The following is a 26,267-nucleotide window of genomic DNA, read 5'->3' as shown; positions in this document are numbered from 1 at the left end:
AAAGGTTTTTTCTTTCCCCCTTTCCCCTTCCCCTTTTCCCCTTCCCCTTTTCCCCTTTACTCAACGGATTAGGATTTGTATCAAGACCTTTATTTTTAAAACTGAAGAAAAATTTATCAACACCGAAGGAAGAGTAATTGCCCTTCAAACTTTTAGTGCTTACATAACCATCAAATATATTGTGTTTGATGATTTATTTTCATGCTGTAGATTCGTTCAGTACTACGAGTCTTAATCATCCTGATTTTTTTGCTTTCCTCTTGACGTAATCTCTTTATACTTCAATTTGAAGTGCAGAATGTGGGTTCAAAGACAGCTCATGCTTTTGTTAATAAGCACCGCTTTTAGTTAACAAAACCTTTAGAGTTTTTAGGATTAAATTAATATCGTAAGTAATAGACCATTTACGTTGGTATTCTAAATCCATATGAACGATATCTTCAAAGTCTTTGATGCAGGAGCGACCATTAGTCTGCCATTCGCCAGTAATACCTGGTTTAACATTCAATCGTTCCCAGTGAGAACTTGAATAGTGTGTCACTTCATCAGTAGTCGGAGGACGAGTGCCGACAAGGCTCATTTCCCCTATTAGCACGTTCCAGAACTGAGGGAGTTCGTCTAGGCTAGTGCGGCGGAGAAACTTGCCTACTTTAGTTATGCGAGGGTCATTTTCATTCTTGAAGATATGATGACTTGTAGTTTCATTATTAACTAAATGTTGTAGGCGTTCGGCTCCGACTACCATAGAGCGAAATTTCCAAATACGGAAAGGACGTCCTTTATAACCACAGCGAATTTGACTATATAATATAGGCCCAGGGTTATCCAAAACAGTTGCTATAGTAACAGGAATTGCTACAACTGCCGTAATTCCCAGTCCTACAATCGCACCTATAATATCAATTACGCGCTTTACTTTGCTTGTGGCAGAAGGATGAACTGTCTTTTTAATATAAATAGAACTGTATGTAACATCCGAAGTAGATAGCTGAATGCGTTGGGAAGTAGAGGGATTAGACATGATAATTTCAGTAAGTTAGTTTATGAATTCAGTCAGTGAAAAGCTAATAAGTCATTAGTTATACTTCATTAATGAGTGCTAATTTGGTCTAAAACAGCATCATAACTCTCAAATATTTCAAATACTAACAGTTGCTTGATTGCAATTTTTATAGAGCAGGCACTACCTAATCTCAAATCGTTATTTTGACGTTGTGCACAGTGCCCACCCTACGCTTATTGAGAATGATGGAAGATCTCGTTTGAATATTTTTCTTCATTCGTAACTTTGTACTTCATGATTCGTCATCTGATAAATATTCAACTTCTGTTGCAAAATTAACCAGAAAAAAGGTAATCCTTCTATCAAATATCTTTTCGATAATCTTTTAGGTTCAGCAACCATTCTATATAACCATTCCAGCCCCAAATCGCTAATATATCTTGGCGCTCTTTGGAGATTACCTGCTTCAAAATCAATAGTTGCACCTATGGCTAAAAAGATTCTGATATTTGGTAGTTGTTCTCTGTATTGATATATCCATTTTTCTTGTTTAGGTGCCCCTAATCCTACTGCTAATACTGTGGCATCGGAAGAATTAATCATCTCAATAATTTTCTGACACTCTGCTTCGTTCTTTTCAAATCCAAAAGGTGGTGAGTAAGAACCTACAATGATATCCCTCTGGACTTTAGCATTGATTTTTTCCTGAGCTTTAACAGCAACTCCTTTTGCTGCTCCCAATAAAAAAACTTTAATTTTTTCATTTTGTTTGTGAAAATTATAAAATGCCGGAAAAAAATCAGAACCCGATATCTTTTCTTTGATTGGCTGACCTAAAAATCGGGATGCATACATTAAAATTTGACTATCACATAGTTTGTAATCGGCTATATTATAAGCCTGAAGAAATTCCCGATCGCCTTGCAATTTCATCAGATGATCTACGTTAGGAGTAAATACAATACCAGATTGAAGATTTTCTAGAACATCTGTTTTAAACACATTGTCAATCTCAATATTTAATAGATTAACTTTTTGTGTCTGGCTCAACTCCTGCTCCAGAGATTGACTCTGATGTTTCAAAAACCTTACTGGTAAAGATTTGAGTGTTTCAGATGAGAAGATGCGATCTAGTATCATATAACTTGCAGTTCCTGATTTAATTTCTGAAAGTGCTGTAATGCAAAGCTCAGGCAATACATACCGCCTGACGTTTAAGTGATATCAACCTAGTGCAATTGTTTGTATCAGCAGTGATGTCTGCAAATAAGCTGAAACTTTGATAATGCAACGCTTTTAGCTTACTTGCCTTACACGTTCATACGTAATTACAACGTGAAGACTTGATATAACCTGAGACTTTCTCCGTAACTATTCGTATAGTTTCGCCTTCAGACAGCGATCGCAAATACTATCTGATGGTTACTTCTCAGGGTTACTTAAAGTCTGACGAATACAGCATCCTAAGACGTAAATAGAACTGTCCACTTAGTTATCCGCTTGGTCGTAGTGCAAAGACAGTTTAAGCCTCATACTAAGATATATAGGAATCCGGTTTGATTTCTGAAAAAAATTCGTACACTTCTAATCTGCTTCTTCACTATTGCCTATTGCCTATTGCCTGTTCCCTGCCGCTACGAGTAATTTTAAAAATCAAATACTAGTCCTATAGCAATCCTGAATCACTCGCAAACAAAAAGATGCCCGAATTTTTGAGGTCTTGGGGATATCAAGCCCATAAACATCTTCACTAACATATTCTTTTTGAGCTAATTAAAAAGTAAAAAAAATTACTTGGCTATGGTTATTGCCATAAACCCTATTGCTCTTCCTTAAATTACTATGTGTAAATCTCTCTAACTAATAACTCTTGTTTGTTATGGAAAGACATCGAATAATGGTCATTGGTAATAACGTCAATACTGTTCAACGCGTCAGTAATCACTGTTTGAAAAAAAATTTAGAAGTCTTTCCATACTACGGTGTGCCTTTGGTTGAAGAAATTAATGTGTTTGCTCCTCATGTTTTGGTGTTATGTGCGCCTATACATAAAGATTTCCAGTGCCAAATACTTCAGCCTTGGATTTTATGGTCAGAACAGACTGTGGATGAAGAAATACCATTAGTTGGTACATTTACAGAATTGTATGTCCGTCTGCAAGAATTACTTCAGATTTAAATTAACCCTTCACGGACAGCCATAGCTGCTGCTTGAACGCGATCGTCAACGCTGAGTTTGTTGAGGATCATACGCACATATGACTTTATAGTTCCTAAAGAGAGATAGAGTTGGTCGGCAATCTCCTGATTTGAACATCCTTTAGCAATCAGTTTTAGTATCTCTCGCTCGCGATTACTCAAAAGCGGTTGTTGGGACGTATCAGATGTCGCAACTTCGCTCGAAACAACCGGGGGTTTAAGCATCCGAGCAACCTTTTGAGCTATTTGAGGATCTAGATAAGCACCACCCTGAAGGATTAATTGAATAACAGTAATTAGCTGTCCCCATTCGATAGTTTTAAGACAGTAACCATCTGCACCAGCGGCAAGCATCCCCATTACCTGAGTATCGCGGTCGAATGCGCTCAAAGCAAGGACACGAGTAACAGGGCGATCGCTTTTGATCTGCTGGGTAGCAGTAATACCATCCATAACTGGCATATCAATGTCCATCAAAACTACATCTGGCTGGAGCTGAGCAACATATTCAATAGCCTCTACGCCGTTCCCTGCTTCTCCAACCACACTAAAGGCAGGCTCAAGGGAAAATTGACCTTTCATACCTCGACGTATCAAACTATGATCGTCCACTAGTAGAATCCGCACTATATTTGTTTGAGTATTTTCAGGCATTTTTCCTTCTCCTATATCTGTTCATCTTGAAAGTTAGTTTTGTCGGGAGCAACTGGGAGAGTAAACCAAAAGGTGCTACCCTCTCCAAGAGAACTTTCAACCCCGATGTTTCCTCCGTGAGCCTCTATGATTTGACGGCACAAGTACAGACCTAACCCAGATCTCCCACACCGACCTTGCCCTTGAACGAAGCGGTGAAAAAGTTGTTCCTTATTCTGGGGGGCAATTCCCGATCCTTGATCGCAAACAAAAACCTGCACTTCATTTTCCCCAAGAGTTGCAACTTCAAGAAAAATTTCCTTATCAGGTTCACTCGCCCGCACAGCATTATCAAGCAGATTTTGGATAACTCTTTGGATCTCTAATTCATCAGCGTAAACAGTCGGCAAGGATTGGGGAATTTTGTAGTTGAATGTGAACTCAGATGTGGAAGTAGTTTTGATTTGAGTAATTGTTTTAACAAAAATTTTTTCCCAATCAAGAGGCTCGTAGTTCAAGCGATCGCTATAACCAGCTTCATAACGGGAGATGTTCAAAAGAGCTTCCACAAGTTTGAGAAGATCTTCGTTACTTTGACGATAATCTTGGAACACTTCTTTGCAAGTATCGCTAACAGGGCCAAAAGCTCCTTTGAGCATACCGTCCAGAGTCATGCGACTAGCAATCAAAGGGGTACGTAGGTCGTGGGAAAGAGCGCTGATTAGGTTCTCAAGCTGTTCGTTCCGTACTTCAATGCATTCCTGACGCTTGCGAACTTCGCCTGCCATTGCATTGAGAATTTTACTCAACCGACCTATTTCATCAGGAGCTGAATAAGCAAGCCGGGCTTCCATTTGGCCTGTCTCCCAAGCTTTGCCTACCTCTATCAATCTGCGTAAGGGAACTTCGACTCGTCTGTGTAAAATTTGGTAATTTGCCCATATGCCAGCAATAAGCACCATTGAAGTCAAGATATTCACAACAATTTTTATCCGCTGGATTTGTTGTAAGCAATCTTCCGCATCGCTTGATGCTGTTTTTACGGTGTTCCATAGTAAATTCCTTTACCGTTAGTGCCAATAAAAACTAGTCCGAATTGCTGCCAGCTAGCCTCCATGACATTAGGGTCGTTACCGATGGTCTTGTGTGGAGTGTCGATATTTGTCCATGTTTCTCCTCTGTCTAGAGAGCGAAAAATTCCTGATGCTCCATTACCTGTGCTGTTGATTTTGCCATATAAATACAGCGCTGGAATTTTGCTTTTCGTCTGTGGCTTACCAAGCGCATACAAATAAGCTCTCTCCACTTTGGTAATTTTGGTAAAGTTCACACCGCCATCCGTTGAGCGATAAAGTCCGTTCCAATTGAGACTGAGCCAGAGTTCGCCATTTATCCCTGGAACCGTTTTCAGCATAGACCAATTTTCCGAAGGTAATGATGAGTTCACGATGCTAAAGGATGCGCCCCCATTGTTACTACGGTATAACTTGCCGCGGCTGTAGTAGTAAAAAGTGTTGCCATCTACTTTGTCAGGCGCTAATGGTTGACCCCAGTACCACGGGGCTTTTGGGCCGTTGGGTAATCCTGATACTTTGCCCCAAGAAAATCCGCCATTAGTTGTGCGGATAGGCTGGCCTTGGTTGATAATTGCGACAAACAAATTTGAGTTGGTTGCTGACATGGCTACGCGCAAGGGTATTGTGTTTTGCGGAAATGACAAAAATTTCCTCCACGTCAAACCCCCGTCTGTCGAAGTTGCTCCTGTATATGTCTTGTTCCATCGGTTTCCACCAACGCGCACCATCCGCGAAGGATTGCTTTCGCTGTAGGCAAGGCTGTAGGTGTCCTGAAACCGGGGACTATTTTCACCGCCAAACTGCTTACAAGGATAAGCATCTAGTCGTTTGCCGTGGTTAAATCCATCTACATCAGCAACGCCGCTCAACAACAAAGATCCACTTGGAGGTGAGGCTAAAGCGAAGCTAACTACCTCTTCATGTCCTTTTTGATAGTTTGACCAGATAGAAGGCTCGGCGTTAATATTGTCTGTTTGCCATATTCCAAACCAGTCTGTTAACCAAGCTCTGCCAGGAGTTTTCGGGTCAAATTCAATGGCTGAGGTTGCTGAGGCAAAATACGAGTCGGGCCACCAAGGCACTTGAGGTTTCAAGATATGCTTTTTCTTTTGCCATGTAGCTCCACCATTCGTAGATTGAAATACTCCACAATTATTGGTTTTGCAAGCATATTGGGGATAAACAATTAAAATGCGATTGGGGTTATTTGGATCTACAGCTAAGGCATTGAATTTATTTTCTATACCTACATTAGTCGGCGTGATATTACTCCAGACGTTGTTTGCATATTTGCTCACACCTGATGCGTGCGTTACATACAGAACACCGTTACTCGCAAGAGCCATTCGATTCACTTGTGATGGACTTCCTGGTATTTTGCTCCAGCTAATACCCGTATTAGTGGATTTGTATATCCCGTCTCCATAAGCATTGGCATAGGCCAAACCAGAAATATTTTTGTTAAATACAATACCTGTAATTCCAATATTTACTTCAGGTCTTCCACGAAAGGAGGTAACTTTGTTCCATGTCGCACCAGCATCTGAAGACTTCCATAACCCATTCAACCGCGAGCCAAAGAAAATAACATGGGAATTAAAAGGATTGACAGCAAGTCTTTCTCCCAGCCAACGTTGAGTTTCGTTGCCACCCATCGGCAAGTCTATTTTCAACTTAGTCCAAGTTTGACCGCGATCGCTAGATTTAAAAATTGTTCCCAAGCCAGCCCAATTAGCAGTGTATTTGCCTGCTGCTATGTAGACTATGTTTGAGTTGTTTGGGTCAAGTGCTAGGGCTTCTCCCCCATAGTAGTTGCTCTGTTCTAGTCCAAAGTGGTCTATTAAAGGAATCCATTCCCTATCTACTGGATTCCAACGATAAAAGCCACCAATGTCAGTTCTGATGTAGACCAGATCCCGCTGTTGTGGATGCAAATAAACACCTGTAACATAACCACCCCCCCCGATAGCGACATGAGTCCAGCGATAGCCTGATGTGGCGCTGCAAGCGAGCTTAGAGGGTGTAACCACAATAGTCAACGCAATAATTATAGCCGTACAGGTTGTTTTCCTGAACGGCATCCAGAAAAAGCGATCGCTCATAGGAGTAAAACGGAATAGAGAACGGGCAACTCTTAACAGGGAGTACTTGTAGTAAATTCTGCTGTAACTACTAGTAATTAACTACAACCAAGTAGATAGCTTAGTGGATAGCTGAGTGGATAATTTTATTCCGCTCCATAGGATACTGTCTGCATCAGTGCAATCTTAGCCATTAGGTAGTTTTTTTATCACTGCTTAAGAAAGATACTGTACTGAGTGTTGCAAATCAAGTCTTAAGTTACAAATGTATGACTCTGGGAGTAAATTCAGGCGATCGCAAAACTGAGTGTAAGCTATTTAATTCAGCCAGTCACCAATTTTAGAGGATTTTAATGACTAATTATATAGAAATCTCTGAACGCTCTGGCAAAACAGTAGCAAACCGAAAACGTTGGCAACCTTACTTACTTCTAGGTCTAGCTACCAATATAGTTTTTTGGGTTTTAGCCTTTCTTTATCTCAAGATTACGCCACCAACATATAGCAGTCAATCAGCTATTAATTTGCCTGGGGTCGGTTCAAACGCCGATGTCAATTTACCAGGTATTGGTCAAGCTTCTTATGAAAATTCATCTCCATATTCTTCTAGTTCTTCTCAAGATCCCAGAGAAAATTATAAGTTTATTGCTGAAAGCGAACCTGTATTGAAAGCAGCAGCAGCTCAACTTAACATGTCTTTAGGAGAGTTTGGTAGTCCGCGGCTGAAAGTAGTAGATAATACTACGATTATGACAGTTGAGTTTAAGGGTGCAAGTCCTGAAGAAGCTAAAAATAAATCATTAGCTTTTTACAAAGCTCTTGAAACCAGACTTAATCAATTGAGGTTTCAAGAAGCTGTTAGACGAGACGCAGGTTTTCAAGTAGCTCTTAACTCTTCGCAGAAAAAATTGCAACACGCACAAACGAAACTTTCTGATTACAAAGCGCGTTCGGGTTTAAACTCTGAAGAGCAAATTAAGGATTTAACAAACAATATCGAACAGCTACGCAGACAAAGAGCTGAAATAATAGCTCAACAACAGCAAGCTAGTAGTCGTCTAAAACAATTGTCGGCTAATTTAAAATTATCTGCTGGGCAAGCTACAGATGCTTTTGCTCTGCAAACAGATCAAATATTTCAGCAGAACTTAAAAAACTATAGTGAATCTAGCGCTGCTTTGACTGTTCTAGAATCGAAATTTTTACCTAATCATCCGACGGTAGTTGCAGAGAAAGCTAAACGAGATGCTGTTGAGTCAGCCTTGCTAGCTCGGAGTCAGTCTATTTTAGGGCGGTCAGTCAGCTTGTCAAGCTTGAGGCAACTAAATCTTAATAATACTAACTCTGGTACTGCTTCTCGTGAAACTCTTTTCCAAGAACTAATTACAGTTCAGGTAGACCAAAAAGGACTCACAACTCAAGCTCAAGCCATAAATCAACAGATAGTTCAGCTGGAAAATAGATTGAAAAAACTCGCACAGCAAGAGTCTAATTTGGATGCTCTCAAAAGAGATATGCAAGTTGCCGAAGCAGTTTTTTCATCTACTTTGGCCAGATTGGATCTTGGCAAGTCGAATGCTTTTGGTTCTTATCCACTAATTCAAGTGATTGCGGAACCTAGTTTATCTGATAGCCCTACTGCACCAAAAAAAGCATATGTTTATCTAGGTGCGGCTGCTGGCTCTGTTTTTTCAACTATTGGAATAACGTTACTTTGGTTGCGCGATCGCAAACGTTATAATTCTGATGTAATTAGAAGTAAAACTAAAGTTGTCGAACGTTAAAAAAATATTTAATCAATCAAACATTAGCTTCTATTATAAATACTTGAAATTAAAAATTGGATGAAGCCTCAAAACTTAGAAGAAAAAGTAGTTTGGTATTGCTTAATAGGAACATATGGTTTTTATTTTTTGGGAGCGTGTTACTTTACAATATCTATAATTGCATGGTTGCTAACGCTTTACTTGTGTAAAAAACTTTGGAACCAAACTGAATATACAGCAACTGAAGACAAAATAACCATTCCTCCTAGTGTATGGGTATGGATTATTTCTATGTTGGTCATAGAATTTGCTTTAGTTATGGGTCATGTAGATTTTGATTTAGGAGTACCTAAAATAATTACCTCCTCGATAAATTGGGCAAGAAATTGGGCTTATCTAGCGTTATTTCCCCTTATTGGTTGCCTTAATATCCGCCCCCAGTTACTTTACCGAGGAGTCTGTATTGTTGGCTTACAAAGTCTAATTATAATTCCAATTTTTTACATAGCACATGCAATACATCTGCCAAATGTTTTATATAGTTCTCCACTGCAATTAATAGGAGGTAATGATGTCATATTTTATAGTGTAAAACTCTATGGATTTGAAGAAGGCAATGTCAATCAAATTCGCTTATCATTATTTGCACCTTGGCCTCCTGCATTAGGATTAGTAGGCTGTATCTATTTTTTGCTTTCATCTCAAGAAACTAACAAAAAGTGGCGGTTAATTGGCATGATTGCTTCTGCCGCTATGATTGTATCTTCAGTCTCGCGCTTAGGTATTTTGTGCCTTGTTACTGTTCCAGTAATAACTTGGGTTTTAGTAAATTTTATTGAACCTAAAGTACAACTTGCAGCAGGGGTAGTCAGCCTATTTACAGGTATGTTTGCTCCCATTATTATCGATTCTCTAGCAATATTCAAACAACAGTTCTCACAAGCGAGGGCTGATTCTTCTAAGCTTAGAGAAGTTTTAGGTCGCATGGCTTTAGAAGGTTGGAAAGAAGCTCCTATATGGGGTCATGGAATTATTGCTCCACGCGGAATACTATTTACAAAATTTATGCCAATAGGCACTCATCACACTTGGTTTGGTCTTCTATATGAAAAGGGAGCGGTAGGTTTAGTCGCATTAGCATTTCCTTTGTTATGGAGCTTTATGGATTTACTGTATAAAGCCTATAAAAACCAAACTGCCAAAGTAGCTTTAGGCGTACTCATAGTTTTATTTTTATTTACTTTTGGCGAAAAAATAGAAGGCTTAGTTTACCTGTATTGGCCTGGTTTGATAATAATGGGTATTGCATTTAAACAAAAAGTTTAGCAACATAGTGTAATTTTGTTTGTTCAATAACTTAAAAAGTAACTAAATTAAATGCTAATTAATAAGTTAAAACAACAACTTTCAGGTCAATATATTCGTAATGTTGGTTGGTTAGGAGGAGCAGAGTTAGCAAATCGTGTTTTTCGGCTGGGGACAACAATTACTTTAGCTCGATTATTAAGTCCTTATGATTATGGGTTGGTAGCAGTCGTTCTCACGACTAATGAATTTGCCACCGTTTTTACCCTCAAAGCTGGGATCGGGTCTAAGATTGTTCAGGCTGATGAACAAGAGGTGAAAGTTGTATGTGATACATCGTACTGGCTCAATTGGATTCTATGCGGTTCAATTTTTGCTATTCAATGTATTGCTGCCTTTCCAATTGCTTTGTTTTATGGAAATAATCAACTTATTTTCCCTATCTGTGTTGCTGCTCTTGTCTACTTAATGTTCCCGATTTTCATGATTCAGTCTGCACTGATTCAAAGAGAAAATCGATTAAATGTGACAGCTTTATGTAATGTTATTCAATCGTTAATTGCTAATATTTCAACAATAGGTTTAGCTCTATTAGGATTTGGGATGTGGGCTGTAGTTTTACCCATAGTCTTATCAACTCCAGTATGGATAGTTGTTAGTTATATGAATCATTCGTGGCGACCTCCTAAATCTTTTAAACTTGAGCGGTGGCAGGAGATTACAAATTTTGGTAAAGATATACTTGGCGTTGAATTACTCAATAAGCTAAGAGCTAATATAGATTACTTACTTATTGGACGTTTTCTAGGAATTCATGCATTAGGAATATACTATTTTGCCTTTAATGCTGGGTTAGGAATTAGTCTGAATGTCATGAGTGCAGTTACTTCAGCTTTATTTCCTTATCTTTGTGAGGTTCGTGGGAACTTCAAGCAGTTAAAGGAGCGATACTTTAGTAGTCTCAAATCGACTGCTAGCTTCACAGTTCCACTCATTCTTCTACAGTCGAGCTTGGCACCGTTTTATGTGCCTATAATTTTCGGGCAGAAATGGGTTACAGCAATTCCGATCTTAATTATTATCTGTCTTTCAGCTTTACCGCTTACTATTTATAATCCCACTTATTTACTACTCAATGCTATAGGTAAAACCCATATAAATCTATACTGGAATCTGATTTATACTGTATTGTTTGCGATTTCCTTATTAGTAGCCGTACAATCGGGAATATTTTGGGTTGCCGTAACAGTACTTATTTGCCAGGTAGTAGCGCAGCCTGCATTTAGTATTTGGGCTATTAGATATTTCTTTGGGCAAAAATCATCTTTCTTAGTTGTAAATAAACCATAGATATAACTGCATTTACCGTTAAACTATCATGCAGTTAAATTAATTTTTTAAAGGAGATATTTGTATGAAAATTCTTGTGGCAGGTTGGTTCAGTTTTGAGAAATGTAATACTACAGCTGGCGATTTGATGGCACGAGATATCGTTTGTGAGTGGATTGAGAAGGCTGGTTATGCTTATGATGTTGCTCTTGCTCCTCCCTTTGTGGGTGGTGTCGATTGGCGTTTAGTCGATCCGCATACTTATTCACACGTTGTGTTTGTATGCGGCCCTTTTCCTTATGTCAAGCTATCTAATGATTTTGTGGAACACTTTAGTTGCTGTCGTCTGATTGGTGTTGACCTATCAATGATAGAGCCAATCGATCGCTGGAATCCTTTTGATGTACTTTTAGAAAGAGACAGTTCTGCTATTTCACGCCCAGATATTACCTTCGTGTCACGCCAACCAAAAGTACCTGTTGTGGGTATTATTTTGGTTCATCCACAACATGAATATAAAGATAAAGGCAGACATCAAATTGCCCATGAGGCCATTAACCGACTCATTGCCTCACGAGAAATGGTGACAGTGCCTATCGATACAGGTTTAGACCCCAATCAAACCAATCTCAAAAGTGCAGCCGAAATCGAATCGTTAATCGCTCGTATGGACTTTGTGGTGACAACACGTTTACACGGAACTGTATTGGCACTCAAGAATGGAGTTCCTGTTATTGCCATAGACCCGATCGCTGGAGGAGCTAAGATAGTACTTCAAACGAAAACTATTGGCTGGCCTGTAGTCTTTAACGCTGAGAATTTAACAGACGAGGCATTGCAACAAGCTTTCGACTACTGTCAAACAGAAGCAGCACGAGAAAAAGCCAGAGATTGTCGCGATCGCGCCATTAAGACAGTCGAACAAGTGCGCGATGAATTTATCTCAGCCTTAATGCCAAGTTCATCCAGTGCTAGAGTTTGCCGCGAAGAGGCACTTGACAAATCTCAGTTAGAACCTCCGCGTTTCACAATTAGACAGGTAGTTGTGAGAAAAGCCAGAACATTTAAGAAGAAAGCAACATACGCGATCGTTAAATTGCTTTTAGGTAATCAAAAAAGTGAAGTCCTCTTGAGTAAGTTGTAATGCATTGAAATTACAGTGCAAACTTGCGGGATTCATTTATAGCAAACAGTCAATATTCCACAGTAATAGGACTTACGCAAAAACTCTCTGAAACTCTTATTTCTTTGTGTCCTTTGCGTCCTTTGTGGTTCGTTATTTCATAATTTTGCGTAAGTCCTGAGTAATTAATGATTATTGGCTGTCAAAAATTAAGAAGCGCAAGAAATAGACACATCAAGGTATTAATTAACAAACAGAGATATTAATTTAGAGGGAATGTAATCTTTATGCCTCCGCAAATATCAGTAATTATTCCTGTTTATAATGGTGAACGAACTATCTTAGAAACGATTGCATCCGTTCGACAACAAACCTTTTCAGATTTTGAGCTAATTATAATTAATGATGGCTCAACAGATAAAACTTTAGAATTAGTGAATTCAGTTGAAGACTCTCGAATCAAAATTTTCTCCTACAACAATGCTGGTTTGCCAGTAGCTCGCAATCGTGGTATTTCTCATGCTACTGGAGAATTTATTACATTTATCGATGCAGATGATTTATGGACACCTGATAAATTAGAACTACAACTTGCCGCCTTGCAACAGCATCCAGAAGCGGGAGTTGCTTATAGTTGGACTTATTACATGGATGACAAAGGTGAAGCTTTTCATAGTAGTAATACTGTATCTTTTGAAGGTAATGTTTTTGCTAATTTATTACTAGGCAATTTTTTAGAAAGTGGTTCAAATCCTTTGATTCGCAAACAAGCTATTGATTCTACAGGAGATTTTGATTCTACACTTAAATATTGTGAAGACTGGGAATATTGGTTACGGCTTGCAGTTCGTTGGCAATTTGTTGTAGTCCCTAAGCAACAAATTTTTTACCGTCAAACTTCAGGGGCGATGTCCTCTAAAATTGAGGTAGCAGAGAAATACCATCTCATTATGATTGAAAGAGCATTTCAATTAGCACCCTCAGAACTTCACTATCTCAAAAATCATAGCCTAGCTAATATCTATCAGTTTTTAGCACACTTATATTTGACTCGTGTTCCTGGTGCTAGTGGAGCTAAATTGGCTAGCCAAAAGCTGAAAAAAGCAATTAGCTTGTATCCCAAGATTTTGTTAACAAAAAAAGTTCAAACTTTAGTATTCAAGTTACTTTTAATCAAAGTACTTTCACCGAAGATTGCTAGTTATTTGCTCCAAATTATTAGCAAAATTCGAGCTAGTAGGATGCAATACTCCAATAAAAAAGCTAATTCTGCTGTTTGAAAGATGTCTCATTTAACATAACTTATTTAAATCATTTGCAGGGAGCGATCGTGAATATTAAACCTTACAACACTATTGTCCAAATAAACGGCGATTTCAATAATCAGGATAAAGAAGAAGTTTTTTTTACTGTCAAGTTGGTGAAATCTGGATTGGCAGATATGCTATGGCAGCTATCACTTCTATATAGAATTGGGCAATTATGCGATTACACTTATGTACATACACCACTTGCCTATGAGAAAAGATACGAATTAAATTTTCTGGGAAAAATTCTTAAAAAAATTGAGACTACTGTCAACAAACTTCGGAAAACTGACAAATATTCTGATAAACTTAGTAATTTTCTTGGTTTTGATAACTGGGAACAAAATATAAGTGATAAAAAATTTATTAATTGTAAAATTATTCCAATACCTATAGATGAAATTTATTACGAAAATAAAATATCTAATATTGAGCAACTTAAAGAGTCTGTTAACAAATTTATTGCCGAAGTAACTCCTTCTTCAAAAAAAGCCATCTACTGTTTAACATTTAGACCTCAACTATATCAAGGTCGTCGTGCTTTTCGTCTAGATGAATTACTCAACAGTGCAGATCCAGAAGGAATTACGCTTAAACCACTTAAATTACAATTATCTGAAAATTACTATAGAGCAAGACAAAATAGACCTGTACGCATACCTTTCAAACCTCAAACAGTGAAAATTGTAATACATTTGAGGAAAGGTGATAGGATGTTAGTCAATCTAAATAAAAAATTAATTGGAGTTTTTAGCTCACAAGTTAAAGTATTTGAAAGTATAAATGATTTGGATGAATGGGAAATTAACAATTACTCCAACTCTAATGACACAAATAAGGCTGATATTCTATTACAAAAAATATTTTCTAAATACGGAAAAGAAAATTTTTCCGTCATAGTCATGTCAGATGGCTACGAAAGAACATTCCAAAACATCAGACATGCCATATTTAAAGGTGAAATAAAATTAAGTGAAGAAGAAAAAAGGCAATTAAATAAGATTGAAAAAACACCAAATAAAGAGTTTGAGGTTTTTTCTAAGTACTCAAATGTTTATACTATTGTTGGCGAATCCGAGAAGAATACATTTGAAAGTATTCATGCAATAGTTTGTGCTGATATCATCATTAAAACTACGGGAGGCTTTGCCTGGGTATTGCACAGTCTGTTTAAAAGACAGGATCGCTCTTCAAGCGTAGTTCAATTGGGACAAGACGATGACCTAGCTATTGAGAAGATTGGACTATGTTTAGCAAACAATATTGCAATACCTAAAAATAGCTAAATATTTAGAATTGCAGAACAAGCTGGCTTCTAATTATGGCAACTCTCACCACTAACTCCAAGCGGATAGCCAGATGGATGATACCAGATTTATGTGCGATCGTAGCCAGCAGATAGTATTTTCATTGCTATATCAGAGATTACTGTACTAACAGTACAACTTAAAAACCTGGCTAGAATAAAATTAGTCTTCAAAGATGAAAAAAGTTTCTGTAATAATTCCAGTTTATGGAGTTGAGAAGTACATAGCTGCTACCCTGCAATCGGCTCTCGATCAAACTTATAAAAATTTCGAGCTTTTGATAATCGATGATGCTTCTCCTGACAAGAGTATAGAAATCTGCCAGCAATTCACAGACCCTAGAATTAAAATTATTCATCAAGCAAATCGAGGATTAGCTGGAGCTAGAAATACTGGTATTCGCCATGCTCAAGGAGAATATTTAGCATTTTTAGATGGAGATGACCTCTGGCTACCAGACAAGCTAGAAAAACATATTACTCACCTAGAAAATTCAACAAATGTAGGTGTTAGCTTTAGTCGCTCTGCTTTTATCGATAAAGCTGGAAAAGCTTTAGGTACATATCAGATGCCTAAGCTTAAACAAATCACGACACCTTATTTACTTACTTGCAATCCTGTTGGCAATGGTTCCGCAGCAGTGATTAAAAAAGAGGTTTTTGAAGCAATTAAATTTCAAGATAATCTTTACGGAATTATTGAGGATTATTATTTTGACGAACACTTCCGCCAATCAGAGGATCTGGAATGTTGGATTCGTATCTCTATTAAAACTAATTGGGAAATAGAAGGCATTCCTGAAGCTTTGACTTTATATCGGGTGAATTCAGAAGGGCTTTCTGCAAACTTGCTTAAACAATTAGATTTTTGGGAAAAAGTAATTGAAAAGACACGTTCTTATGCTCCAGAAATAGTTAATCAATGGGAAACACTGGCCAGAGCCTACCAGCTACAGTATTTAGCTCGCAATGCAGTTCGTCTACAAGCAGGTTTAATGGCTGTGAAACTAGTCAATCGAGCTTTAACAAGCAACTGGCGTATTCTTTTTAAAGAACCACGTCGGATGCTTTTAACCTTGGTTGCTGCCTATTTTCTTTGGCTTTTGCCTAAATCTATTTACAGCTTTATTGAGACACTTGCTTTAAAGAAGACAGGGGCTAATCAACAACACCGCATTCTTCAAGAACAGCTTTTGAACAGCTAATTAAGATTGCATATATTGAGAATAATCCAGAATTTATAACACAAAATTTACAATAAATTACCATTAATTAAACACCATAAAATTGACAAATTAGTGGTGTACAAACACTGTTCATTTATCCACAACTTACAACAATAAAATTTATTTATTCTGGGTTTTACCTACTGTTGTTTTTAGAAAAACATAATTAAGTGTCTAAAATGTCAGTTCACTATCATTATTAGGAGGGTTACAATGAATAAAGTTTCTATCATTATTCCAGTTTATAAAGCCGAGAAATATATAGCTGCAACACTTCAATCGGCTCTTAATCAAACTTACAAAAATTTTGAGATTTTAATTATTGACGATGGTTCTCCTGACAAAAGCATAGAAATTTGTCAGCAATTCACAGACCCTAGAATTAAAATTATTCGTCAACAGAACCGGGGACTGCCTGGGGCTAGAAACACTGGTATTCGACATGCTACGGGAGAATATTTAACTCTTTTAGATGCTGACGATCTCTGGTTGCCAGAAAAATTAGAAAAACATGTTAAGCATCTAGATAATTCACCTCATGTAGGGGTAAGCTTTAGCCGTTCTGCTTTTATCGATGAAAATGGACAACCCTTAGGTATTTATCAAATACCTCAGCTTAAGGGAATTACTCCAGGGATTGTTCTTTGCCGAAATCCTATTAGCAATGGTTCGGTGGCAGTGATTAAAAGAGAAGTTTTTGAAGCGATTAAGTTCCAAGATAACCTTTATGGTACTTTTGAAGACTTTTACTTCGATGAGCGATCGCGTCATCCTAATGGTGATTCTACAGATGTTGAGTGTTGGTTTCGGATATCTGTTAAGAGCAATCTGCAAATAGAGGGTATTCCCGAAGCTCTAACTTTATATCGAGTAAATTCTGGTGGATTATCAGCAAACATACTCAAGCAGTTAGATGCTTGGGAATTGATGCTTAGTAGGGCACGTTTGTATGCTCCAGAAATAGTTAATCGATATGAAACACTGGCTAAAGCCTATATATTGCGGTATTTAGCTCGTAGAGCAGTAACTCTACAAGATGGTGCAATGGCTGTGAAACTTGTGAATCGAGCCTTGCTAGCCAACTGGCGCATTCTTTTTAAAGAGCCAAGCCGTACACTTTTGACCTTGGCTGCTGCTTATTTTCTTTGGCTCTTGCCTCAGTCTCTTTACAGTTCAATTCAGGCTATCGCTCTAAAAACCACAGGCGCTACCCAAAGATGGCGCATTTTACTTAGGGCGAGTTAACCAAGATCGTCCTCAGTTACGGATACTGTTGGCTCAATATTACTGAACAACCCGGTGGGTGCGATCGCTGCCAACCTTTCGCCCCATCCACTCGACCGTTCTTTTTTACCACAAAACAGATCTCCACTGACGGTTCTACTAGGCCTTATACCAATTCACAATTCGCAATGGTCTTCTCTACGAGACGCTACCGCGAACGCCCTGGCTAAAATTCATCTACAGCATATCCTAACGGCTGCCGCAATCAATCTCAGTCGAGTTTTCGCGTGGTTGGAGCAGATCCCATTGGCTAAAACTCGCTCCTCACACTTTGCAAGGCTGGCAGACTCTACTGTGTGCTAGATAATACTCGTTTAGACTGTTGCTAAAACATCAATTAAGATTTAGGTTTTTTACCGTGTATTACATGGAAAAGTAAGGTCATTTCCCGTTAAACTTACGATGTAATACACGGGAATGCTGATGTTGAAACGGGATATTCAGGGAAAGTTTGCGCTCAAGAATGATGATTATCGTGAAGTACGTTCTTTGCGACTGACTGATGATACCTGGAAAGCTCTTGGTATTGTGTCTGAATGCTCAGGTTTAACTAGGGCTGACTATTTAGAATACATTGTTAGGCATAACACTTTACCGAGTATTACACGGGAAGACTCAGAATTTTTAGCTCCCCATCAAGAGGAAAACAAACGACAACCGAGTATTACACGGGTGAGGGAGTTTCATCTAACATCAGATCCCACCAGGGAAAGACAGTCTGTAGCGTTGCCAACGACCTCAGAACTTGAAATTTTACGCGATCGCATTTTGTCCCAACTGAAGTTAGGTAAGCAAGCTACTAGGTATAAAACTGCTCAGAAGGTTCTCAATCGTTTCATTGCTGAACTAATCGGTTCAGTTTAGCTGGTTAGGGAATTCGCCAATGGTATCCGTATCTCGGCGGCCACTCTTTTAGTCTAAACTCCAGTAGAAGTGGCATCTGGCAGAAGAATCTACAGTAAAATATGGGTTGCTTTTAGCAAATGCATTATCGTTGTGCAAGAAATAACTTTATCAGCCCTCTCTCTTCATACTCTTTTTTTGGGAAAGATATTCTGATGAGCAAGTATATTTTTAGTAGCCTTACAGATGATGAAGAACTTAATTTTTCTGAAGATGCAGAGGTTTTTATCTTCCCCACTTCTTTCGCCCAGCAACGATTGTGGTTTCTCGATCAGTTAGCACCGGGTAATCCATTTTATAATGTCTCAACAGCACTTCGTCTGAGAGGTTCTCTAAACTTCACCGCCTTCAAGCAGACATTAAACGAAATTGTCCGTCGCCACGAAATCTTACGCACTATGTTTGTTATGGTAGAGCAAGAAATAGTGCAGGCGATCGCTGCGGAAAGCTGCGCTAACACACCCAGCTTAACCATACCTTTTCCCCTAATAGATATACGCAATTTCGAGAGCCAAGAACGTGAGATACAAGTACAGCGAATCGCAACCGCAGAGGCTCAAAATCCTTTCAATCTCACTACCGGGCCATTGCTGCGAGTGAAGCTGCTACAACTAGATGAAGCAGAATATGTACTGCTGCTAAATCTACATCACATTGTTGCTGATGGCTGGTCAATTGGAGTGCTAGTTAGAGAACTGGGGGTATTATACAAAACTTTTGTAGAAGATCAGCGATGTCTGATGTCTATGCCTCTGCCAGAACTACCCATTCAGTACGCAGATTTCGCCCAATGGCAACGGGAATGGCTACAAGGCACAGGGACAAACGGCTGTTCGCCGTTACAAACGCAGTTAGCTTATTGGCAAAAACAATTAGACGGGATTTCGGCACTGAATCTACCCACTGACCGACTAAGACCAGCAGTTCCAACCCACAGGGGTGCAAAACATTTTCTAGAACTACCACAGTCTTTAACTCAAGGGCTAGAAGCACTTAGCTACCAAGAAGATGTTACGTTATTCATGACAATGTTGGCAGCCTTCCAAACTTTGCTATATCGCTACACACAGCAAGATGATATTGCGGTAGGTTCGCCTATCGCTAATCGCAACCGAAGTGAACTAGAGGGGTTGATTGGTTTTTTTGTCAATACTTTGGTGCTGCGTACAGATTTTTCAGGGAACCCGACGTTTCAAGAATTATTAAATCGAGTGCGAGAGGTAACTTTAGGAGCATACACCCATCAGGATTTGCCCTTTGAAAAGCTGGTGGAGGAACTTAACCCAGAGCGAGATTTGAGCCGCCATCCCTTATTTCAGGTTGTATTTAGCCTGCAAAATACTCCCATTGAAACGCTAGAGTTACCTGGGCTAAAGCTTTCGCTATTCGACTTCGACAGCAAAATTGCAAAGATTGATTTAGAGTTCCATGTGTGGCGAGACTTGGAAACTCTCAAAGGAGAAGTGGTGTATAGCACTGATTTATTTGATCAAAGCACTATTACGCGAATGCTGGGACATTACCAAATACTGTTAGAAAGTATTATCATCAATCCCAAACAGCATCTTTCAGATTTATCTTTGCTTACTAAAGAAGAACGACAGCAGTTATTAATTGATTGGAACAATACTAAAAAAAATTACCCAGATAATAAATGTTTTCACCAGTTATTTGAAGCCCAGGTAGAGAAAAATCCAGATGCAGTTGCACTAGTATTTGGGAATCAACAACTAAGCTACAAAGAGTTAAATATACGCAGCAATCAACTTGCATATCATCTCCAAAAAATAGGTGTTCAAACCGAATCTTTAGTTGGTATTTGTGTAGAGCGTTCGCCAGAGATGATAATTGGGTTATTAGGTATCCTCAAAGCTGGCGGCGTATACATACCTTTAGATCCTAGCTATCCTCAAGAGCGTCTTAACTTCATGTTGGAAGATACACAAGTTTCAGTATTGCTAACACAAGGAAAATTGCTTCAGCATTTTACAGAATTCTCAAAACTAATTATTAGTATAGATAAAGATTGGGGAAGCATTACACAACAGAGTCAAGAAAATCCAAAGAGTTGTATAACACTTGAAAACTTAGCTTATGTCATCTACACTTCTGGCTCAACAGGACAACCAAAAGCCGTTTTGATAGAACACCGAGGATTGTCTAATTTAGCAGCAAATCAAATTGAGGTTTTTAACTTCCAACTAAGTAACCGCATTCTGCAATTTGCATCATTGAGTTTCGATGCTTCAATTTTTGAGATTGTGATGGCATTGCAAATAGGGGCAACTCTTTATTTAGCAAATAAAGAATGTCTTCTCCCTGGAAAAGCTTTGCTCCAACTATTACGCGAAAAAGCTATTACTCACGTCACTTTCCCACCTGCGGTTTTGGCAGTTTTACCTACAGAATCACTCCCCGAATTACAAACTCTTATTAGTGCGGGCGAATCATGTTCTGAGGATATAATAAAACGTTGGTGGAGTTCTAGCCGGGGGTTTTTTAACGCTTACGGGCCTACTGAAGCAACCGTTTGGTCAACCGTTGCCGAAATTAAATCTGTAAGTGAAAAACCTCCCATTGGTCGCCCAATTGCTAACACTGAAATTTATATATTAGATAAACATTTACAACCTGTACCAATTGGAATTTTAGGCGAATTATATATTGGTGGTGATGGGCTAGCACGAGGCTACCTTAACAGCCCTGAATTAACTGCCAAAAAGTTTATTCCCAATCCTTTTAATGGCAAAAAAGGAGCAAGGCTTTACAAGACTGGTGATTTAGCCCAATATCGGCCAGACGGTAATATTGAATTTTTAGGACGCATTGATAATCAAGTAAAAATTCGTGGCTTCCGCATTGAGTTGTCCGAGATTGAAACAGTTATAATTCAACATAAAAATATACAAGAAGTAATTGTAATTTCTCAAAGTAATCCATCCGATCATAAGCATTTAGTAGCTTATATTGTTTCTAAGTCACCGCAAGAGCAAACAATTATTGAACTACGTGAATTTTTAAAAGAAAAATTACCAGAATACATGATACCAAAGGCTTTTGTAATTCTGGATTCTCTGCCGCTAACAGCTAATGGTAAAGTGGATCGTTATGCACTAAAAGAAGTTCATACTCTGAGCCGCTCAATAGATAAAACCTTTATTCCTCCTCGGACTCCAACTGAGTCAACCTTGGCAAAAATTTGGGCTGAAGTCCTTAACGTTGAGCATATAGGTATTCATGATAACTTCTTCGATTTGGGAGGAAATTCACTGCTAGCTGTACGTTTATTAGACCAGATAAACAAGCAGCTTGATCGTGATTTACCCTTATCTAACCTGTTTTTAAATCAAACAATTGAAAGTTTAGCAATTGCTCTATATTTAAAAACAAATTCTTTGGCGTGGTCTCCTTTGGTTCCGATTCAACTAAATGGTTCAAATCCACCTTTTTTCTGCGTCCATCCAATCTTTGGTGTTGTCTTTCCTTATTATGAATTAGCTCATCAATTAGGTAGTAATCAACCATTTTACGGGCTACAACCTATTGGAATTGATGGAGAAACTCCATTAAATCGCATTGAGGATATGGCTAGCCACTACATTGAAGCATTGCGCTCAATACAACCAAAAGGTCCTTATTTTCTAGGAGGTTGGTCTTTCGGAGGTTGGGTTGCTTTTGAGATGGCTCAACAACTCCAAAATTCTGGGGAAGAAGTAGCTTTACTTGCTGTGCTTGACACTGTAGCACCAATTAAGAGCAATATTCCTTCTTTTATTAATACTTTCAAGTTTTTTATAACTACAGTAGTGCCATATATGTGGCCCTTTTTGCTCGATTATTTGCGTCTAATTACTGCTCCTAGTAAGAACCGAATTAACAAATACTTCTTTTGGGGGCCGTTGATGCGATCGCTCCAAACAAATCTGTTCTCGCACTTCATCCAAAAGGAGGATGCCACAGTCAATCTTATATCTGAAGAATCCAAGTTAAGACTTTTAAGTGAGTCAGCAATTGTCCCTATGCTTCGTGTTTTTTACGCTAATAGCCAAGCAGTTCTCAACTACGTTCCGCAAGTCTACCCTAAGCAAATTAATCTTTTCAGAACAAAAGTTCAGTTAAACATTGCCGAGGAAGAGTCGAGTATGGGTTGGGATCAGTTAGCTGTGGAAAGAACGGAAATTCATCATATTCCTGGTAATCACCTAACCATGCTGAGAAAACCCAATATCCAGGTTCTCGCCGCACAGTTAAGAGCCTGTATTGAGAAAGCACAAACTTTAAAATAAGGAGCAATATGTCTTCTGAAGAGGTTTTCGTCTTTCCAGTATCTTTTGCCCAACAACGGTTATGGTTCCTCGACCAGTTGATCCCTAACAATACTATTTATAATGTGCCGACAGTAATTCGCTTAACTGGTTCGCTTAATTTAACGGCACTGGAGCAGACTTTTAACGAAATTGTGCGTCGCCATGAAAGCTTACGTACTACATTTATCGTGTTGGATGGGCAACCTCTACAGGCGATTCCTGCGGAAAGCTGCGCTAACGCACCTAGCTTAACAATACCTATTTCTGTATTAGACCTCCAACTATTGCCAGATGGTAAAGGAGAGCCAGAAGCAAGGAGGATTATTACCGCAGAGATAGAACATCCCTTCAATTTATCCTCCGGGCCATTACTGCGAGTGAAGTTACTTGTGCTTTCCAAGACAGAACATATTCTATTACTAAATATGCACCACATTATCTGCGACGATTGGTCTATTGGGGTGCTGATTCGAGAACTGGGAATGCTGTACACAGCTTTTGCACAGAACCAAACTCCGTTTTTATCAGAACTGCCTCTTCAATATGCTGACTTTGCCCACTGGCAACGCGAGTGGCTACAAGGAGAAGTGCTGCAAACGCAGTTAACTTATTGGCAGCAGCAATTAAATGGCATTTCTATGCTACATTTGCCTACCGACAAACCAAGATCAGCTATACAAAGCTATCAAGGAGCAACACAATTTTTTGAGTTACCAAAAAAGCTAACTGATGCACTAGAAAAGCTTTCGCAGCAAGAAGGAGTCACCTTTTTTATGACGCTGCTGGCAGCGTTCAAAACTTTGCTCTACCGCTACACACATCAAGAAGATATTGCGGTAGGTTCGCCAATTGCTAACCGTAACCGCAGCGAAATTGAAGGTTTGATTGGTTTTTTTGTCAATAGTTTAGTCCTACGCAGCAACTTATCTGGAAACCCAACTTTTCGAGAACTTTTAGATAGAGTAAGAGAAGTAACACTTGGAGCTTATAATCAGCAAGATTTGCCATTTGACAAGCTAGTTGAAGGACTGCATCCAGAGCGAAACTTGAGCCATCATCCGTTATTTCAAGTAGTCTTTAGTTTGCAGAATTCGCCAATGTCGGCGCTAGAATTGCCTGGATTAGTGCCTAGCTTTATGAATATTGACTTTAAAAAAACCCGCTTTGATTTAGAATTACATTTATGGAAGTGTTCTGATGACTTTAGGAGCTTATGGGGTGCAAACTGGGAATATTCTGAAGGACTCCGTGGCGTAATAATTTATAACACAGATGTGTTTGAGCAAGCTACTATTAGCCGGATGCTGGAACATTTTAAAACTCTGTTGTCAAGCATTGTTGCAAATCCAGAACAACAAATTGCAAATTTACCGTTATTAAGTGAAGCGGAGTTACATCAGGTATTGGTGGAATGGAATAACACCCAAGCCGATTATCCTCAAGATAAGTGTATCCATCAATTGTTTGAAGAAAAGGTACAGCAGTATCCTGATTCTATAGCAGTCAACTTTGCTAACGAGCAACTTACTTATCAAGATTTGAATACTTGCAGCAATAAACTAGCGCACCACTTACAAAAAATAGGAGTAGGTTCAGAAGTTTTAGTTGGCATTTGTATTTCCCAGTCTATAGAAATGATAATCGGGTTATTGGGAATTCTTAAAGCAGGGGGAGCGTATGTTCCATTAGACCCCAGCTATCCTCAAGAACGCCTAAATTTTATGCTGGAAGATGCACAAGTTTCAGTATTGCTGACACAAGAAAACTTACTCAAGCATTTTGAAGGTTTCTCAAATCCAATTATTTCTATAGATAAAGACTGGAAAATTATTACCCAAGAAAAGGAAGACAATGTTAAAAGTGATTTAAATAGTGATAATTTAGCCTATATTATTTACACCTCTGGTTCTACAGGAAAACCCAAGGGAGTGGCTGTACCTCACAAAGCTGTAAATCGGTTAGTGTGCAATACTAACTATATAAAATTGTCACCATCTGATAAAATCGCCCAAGCCTCAAACGCTTCTTTTGATGCAGCGACATTCGAGATTTGGGGAGCGCTACTTAACGGCGCTCAACTTGTAATGATTAGTAAAGATGTAACCATTTCACCTCATGAATTAGCATTACAACTACGAGAAAAAAGTATCAACGTTCTGTTTTTGACCACCGCCTTATTTCAACAGATTATTAGAGATGTTCCGCAAGCTTTTGCGACCTTGAAATATTTCCTGTTTGGTGGCGAAACCGTTGATACGAGATGGATTAAAAAGATTCTCGAATCTGGTGCGCCGAAGCACTTAATTCATGTTTATGGCCCTACAGAAAATACAACATTTTCCTCTTATTACTGCGTAGAAGAGTTACCATCAGCCACATCTTTACCTATTGGTCGCCCCATTACAAACACACAAATTTATATATTAGATACCTATTTACAACTAGTGCCTATTGGCGTTACTGGCGAATTATATATCGGTGGGGAGGGGCTGGCGCGAGAATATCTCAATCGAACTGAATTAACTGCTAAAAACTTTATTACTCATCCTTTTAGTAAGAAACCGAAAGCACGTCTTTATAAAACGGGTGACTTAGCCCGCTATTTACCAGATGGCAATATTGAATTTTTAGGTCGCATTGACAATCAAGTAAAGATTCGTGGCTTCCGCATTGAGTTGTCAGAAATTGAAGCAGTGCTGAGTCAACATCCAGCAGTGAAAGAAACTATAGTTATTGCTGGTGAGGACGTACCTGATGATAAGTATTTGGTGGCTTATATTGTTCCCAAGCAGGAACGGATACCTATGGAAGACGTGCAAAGCTTTGCGTCCTTACTTCGTCAATTCCTCAAAGAAAAGCTACCAGAATACATGGTGCCAAAAGCATATATGGTATTGGAATCTCTACCTCTAACAGCTAATGGCAAAGTCGATCGCCATGCTTTACCCATACCTGAGACAATTACTTTCAATAATCAAGATTATGTGGCACCGCGATCGCAGGTTGAAAAGTTACTTGCAGAAATTTGGGCTAAAGTCTTGGGAAAAGAGCAAGTAGGCGTCCACGATAATTTCTTTGAATTGGGCGGTCATTCTCTACTAGCGACTGTGCTAACTTCTCGCATACGTGATACCTTTCAAATAGATTTACCTGTACGCAATTTGTTTGAAACACCAACTGTTGAACAACTTGCTAAGTATATTGACACAATGTGCTGGGTAGCAAAAGGTGTAGATAAGATTGAAACTACAGGAATTCAGCGAGAAGAAGTGGAATTTTGAGAAACCCCTAAGTTGGGGATCACTATACCATTTATGCCATCCGGTATATGTGCGCGAACCGTAGTAAAGATTAACTTAGGCATAAGGAAAATGCGCGAATTGGCTGGGTTTAAGCCAAAGGGAACTAATAAAAACCCT

17 protein-coding genes are annotated in these 26,267 nt (G+C 38.8%); 12 read left to right on the top strand and 5 right to left on the bottom strand.

Annotated features, from left to right (window positions below):
* Positions 1-328: 328 nt before the first annotated feature.
* Together ACM0OY_RS08775 and ACM0OY_RS08770 are read right to left on the bottom strand one after the other, a co-directional pair.
* Positions 329-1,021 (bottom strand): sugar transferase, encoded by a 693-nt coding sequence (locus tag ACM0OY_RS08775; RefSeq protein ID WP_414568476.1) that lies wholly within the window; start codon positions 1,019-1,021, stop codon positions 329-331.
* A 255-nt stretch (positions 1,022-1,276) separates the two neighbouring features.
* Complete coding sequence (locus tag ACM0OY_RS08770; RefSeq protein ID WP_414568475.1) at positions 1,277-2,053, bottom strand: WecB/TagA/CpsF family glycosyltransferase; 777 nt, start codon at positions 2,051-2,053, stop codon at positions 1,277-1,279.
* 829 nt (positions 2,054-2,882) lie between these two features.
* Between ACM0OY_RS08770 and ACM0OY_RS08765 the strand changes: the two genes are divergently transcribed.
* Positions 2,883-3,182, top strand: coding sequence for a hypothetical protein (locus ACM0OY_RS08765; protein ID WP_414568474.1), 300 nt, complete (start codon positions 2,883-2,885; stop codon positions 3,180-3,182).
* Here ACM0OY_RS08765 and ACM0OY_RS08760 read toward each other — a convergent pair.
* From ACM0OY_RS08760 to ACM0OY_RS08750, 3 genes are read right to left on the bottom strand one after another with little or no spacing between them, the layout of a single operon-like run.
* Positions 3,179-3,856 carry a response regulator gene (locus ACM0OY_RS08760; RefSeq protein ID WP_414568473.1) on the bottom strand — a complete coding sequence of 226 codons (678 nt, stop codon included), beginning with the start codon at positions 3,854-3,856 and terminating at the stop codon, positions 3,179-3,181. The genes ACM0OY_RS08765 and ACM0OY_RS08760 overlap by 4 nt on opposite strands.
* An 11-nt stretch (positions 3,857-3,867) precedes the next feature.
* Positions 3,868-4,815, bottom strand: a complete 948-nt coding sequence (locus tag ACM0OY_RS08755; RefSeq protein WP_414568472.1) for an ATP-binding protein — start codon at positions 4,813-4,815, stop codon at positions 3,868-3,870.
* 59 nt (positions 4,816-4,874) lie between these two features.
* A complete protein-coding gene (locus ACM0OY_RS08750) occupies positions 4,875-6,941 on the bottom strand; it encodes a WD40/YVTN/BNR-like repeat-containing protein (RefSeq protein WP_414568471.1) in 2,067 nt (688 codons plus the stop codon).
* A gap of 404 nt (positions 6,942-7,345) precedes the next feature.
* Between ACM0OY_RS08750 and ACM0OY_RS08745 the strand changes: the two genes are divergently transcribed.
* The 11 genes from ACM0OY_RS08745 (at position 7,346) to ACM0OY_RS08695 (ending at position 26,129) form a co-directional block, all read left to right on the top strand.
* Positions 7,346-8,776: a GumC family protein gene (locus ACM0OY_RS08745; protein ID WP_414568470.1), complete on the top strand. Its 1,431-nt coding sequence runs from the start codon at positions 7,346-7,348 to the stop codon at positions 8,774-8,776.
* 60 nt (positions 8,777-8,836) lie between these two features.
* A complete protein-coding gene (locus ACM0OY_RS08740) occupies positions 8,837-10,084 on the top strand; it encodes an O-antigen ligase family protein (RefSeq protein ID WP_414568469.1) in 1,248 nt (415 codons plus the stop codon).
* Between the two features lie 51 nt (positions 10,085-10,135).
* Positions 10,136-11,413 carry a lipopolysaccharide biosynthesis protein gene (locus ACM0OY_RS08735; RefSeq protein ID WP_414568468.1) on the top strand — a complete coding sequence of 426 codons (1,278 nt, stop codon included), beginning with the start codon at positions 10,136-10,138 and terminating at the stop codon, positions 11,411-11,413.
* Between the two features lie 64 nt (positions 11,414-11,477).
* The gene (locus ACM0OY_RS08730; protein WP_414568467.1) at positions 11,478-12,536 is read left to right on the top strand and encodes a polysaccharide pyruvyl transferase family protein; all 1,059 of its coding nucleotides are present in this window, start codon (positions 11,478-11,480) and stop codon (positions 12,534-12,536) included.
* A 266-nt stretch (positions 12,537-12,802) separates the two neighbouring features.
* On the top strand, positions 12,803-13,795 hold the full coding sequence (locus tag ACM0OY_RS08725) for a glycosyltransferase family 2 protein (protein ID WP_414568466.1): 993 nt from the start codon (positions 12,803-12,805) through the stop codon (positions 13,793-13,795).
* A 50-nt stretch (positions 13,796-13,845) separates the two neighbouring features.
* Positions 13,846-15,108 carry a hypothetical protein gene (locus tag ACM0OY_RS08720; protein ID WP_414568465.1) on the top strand — a complete coding sequence of 421 codons (1,263 nt, stop codon included), beginning with the start codon at positions 13,846-13,848 and terminating at the stop codon, positions 15,106-15,108.
* 196 nt (positions 15,109-15,304) lie between these two features.
* Positions 15,305-16,333, top strand: coding sequence for a glycosyltransferase family 2 protein (locus tag ACM0OY_RS08715; protein ID WP_414568464.1), 1,029 nt, complete (start codon positions 15,305-15,307; stop codon positions 16,331-16,333).
* 234 nt (positions 16,334-16,567) lie between these two features.
* Positions 16,568-17,599, top strand: coding sequence for a glycosyltransferase family 2 protein (locus ACM0OY_RS08710; RefSeq protein ID WP_414568463.1), 1,032 nt, complete (start codon positions 16,568-16,570; stop codon positions 17,597-17,599).
* Positions 17,600-18,061: 462 nt separating this feature from the next.
* Positions 18,062-18,502, top strand: a complete 441-nt coding sequence (locus tag ACM0OY_RS08705) for a hypothetical protein (RefSeq protein ID WP_414568462.1) — start codon at positions 18,062-18,064, stop codon at positions 18,500-18,502.
* A 194-nt stretch (positions 18,503-18,696) separates the two neighbouring features.
* Entirely contained in the window at positions 18,697-22,827 is a 4,131-nt protein-coding gene (locus tag ACM0OY_RS08700) for a non-ribosomal peptide synthetase (RefSeq protein WP_414568461.1), read from the top strand.
* A gap of 8 nt (positions 22,828-22,835) precedes the next feature.
* Positions 22,836-26,129 (top strand): non-ribosomal peptide synthetase, encoded by a 3,294-nt coding sequence (locus ACM0OY_RS08695; protein WP_414568460.1) that lies wholly within the window; start codon positions 22,836-22,838, stop codon positions 26,127-26,129.
* Positions 26,130-26,267: the final 138 nt, after the last annotated feature.

The sequence above is a fragment of the Nostoc sp. CCY 9925 genome (assembly GCF_963920935.1).
GTDB lineage: Bacteria > Cyanobacteriota > Cyanobacteriia > Cyanobacteriales > Nostocaceae > Nostoc.
Note: the sequence above shows the minus strand (reverse complement) of the source record. Positions and strands in the feature narration are given on the sequence as shown.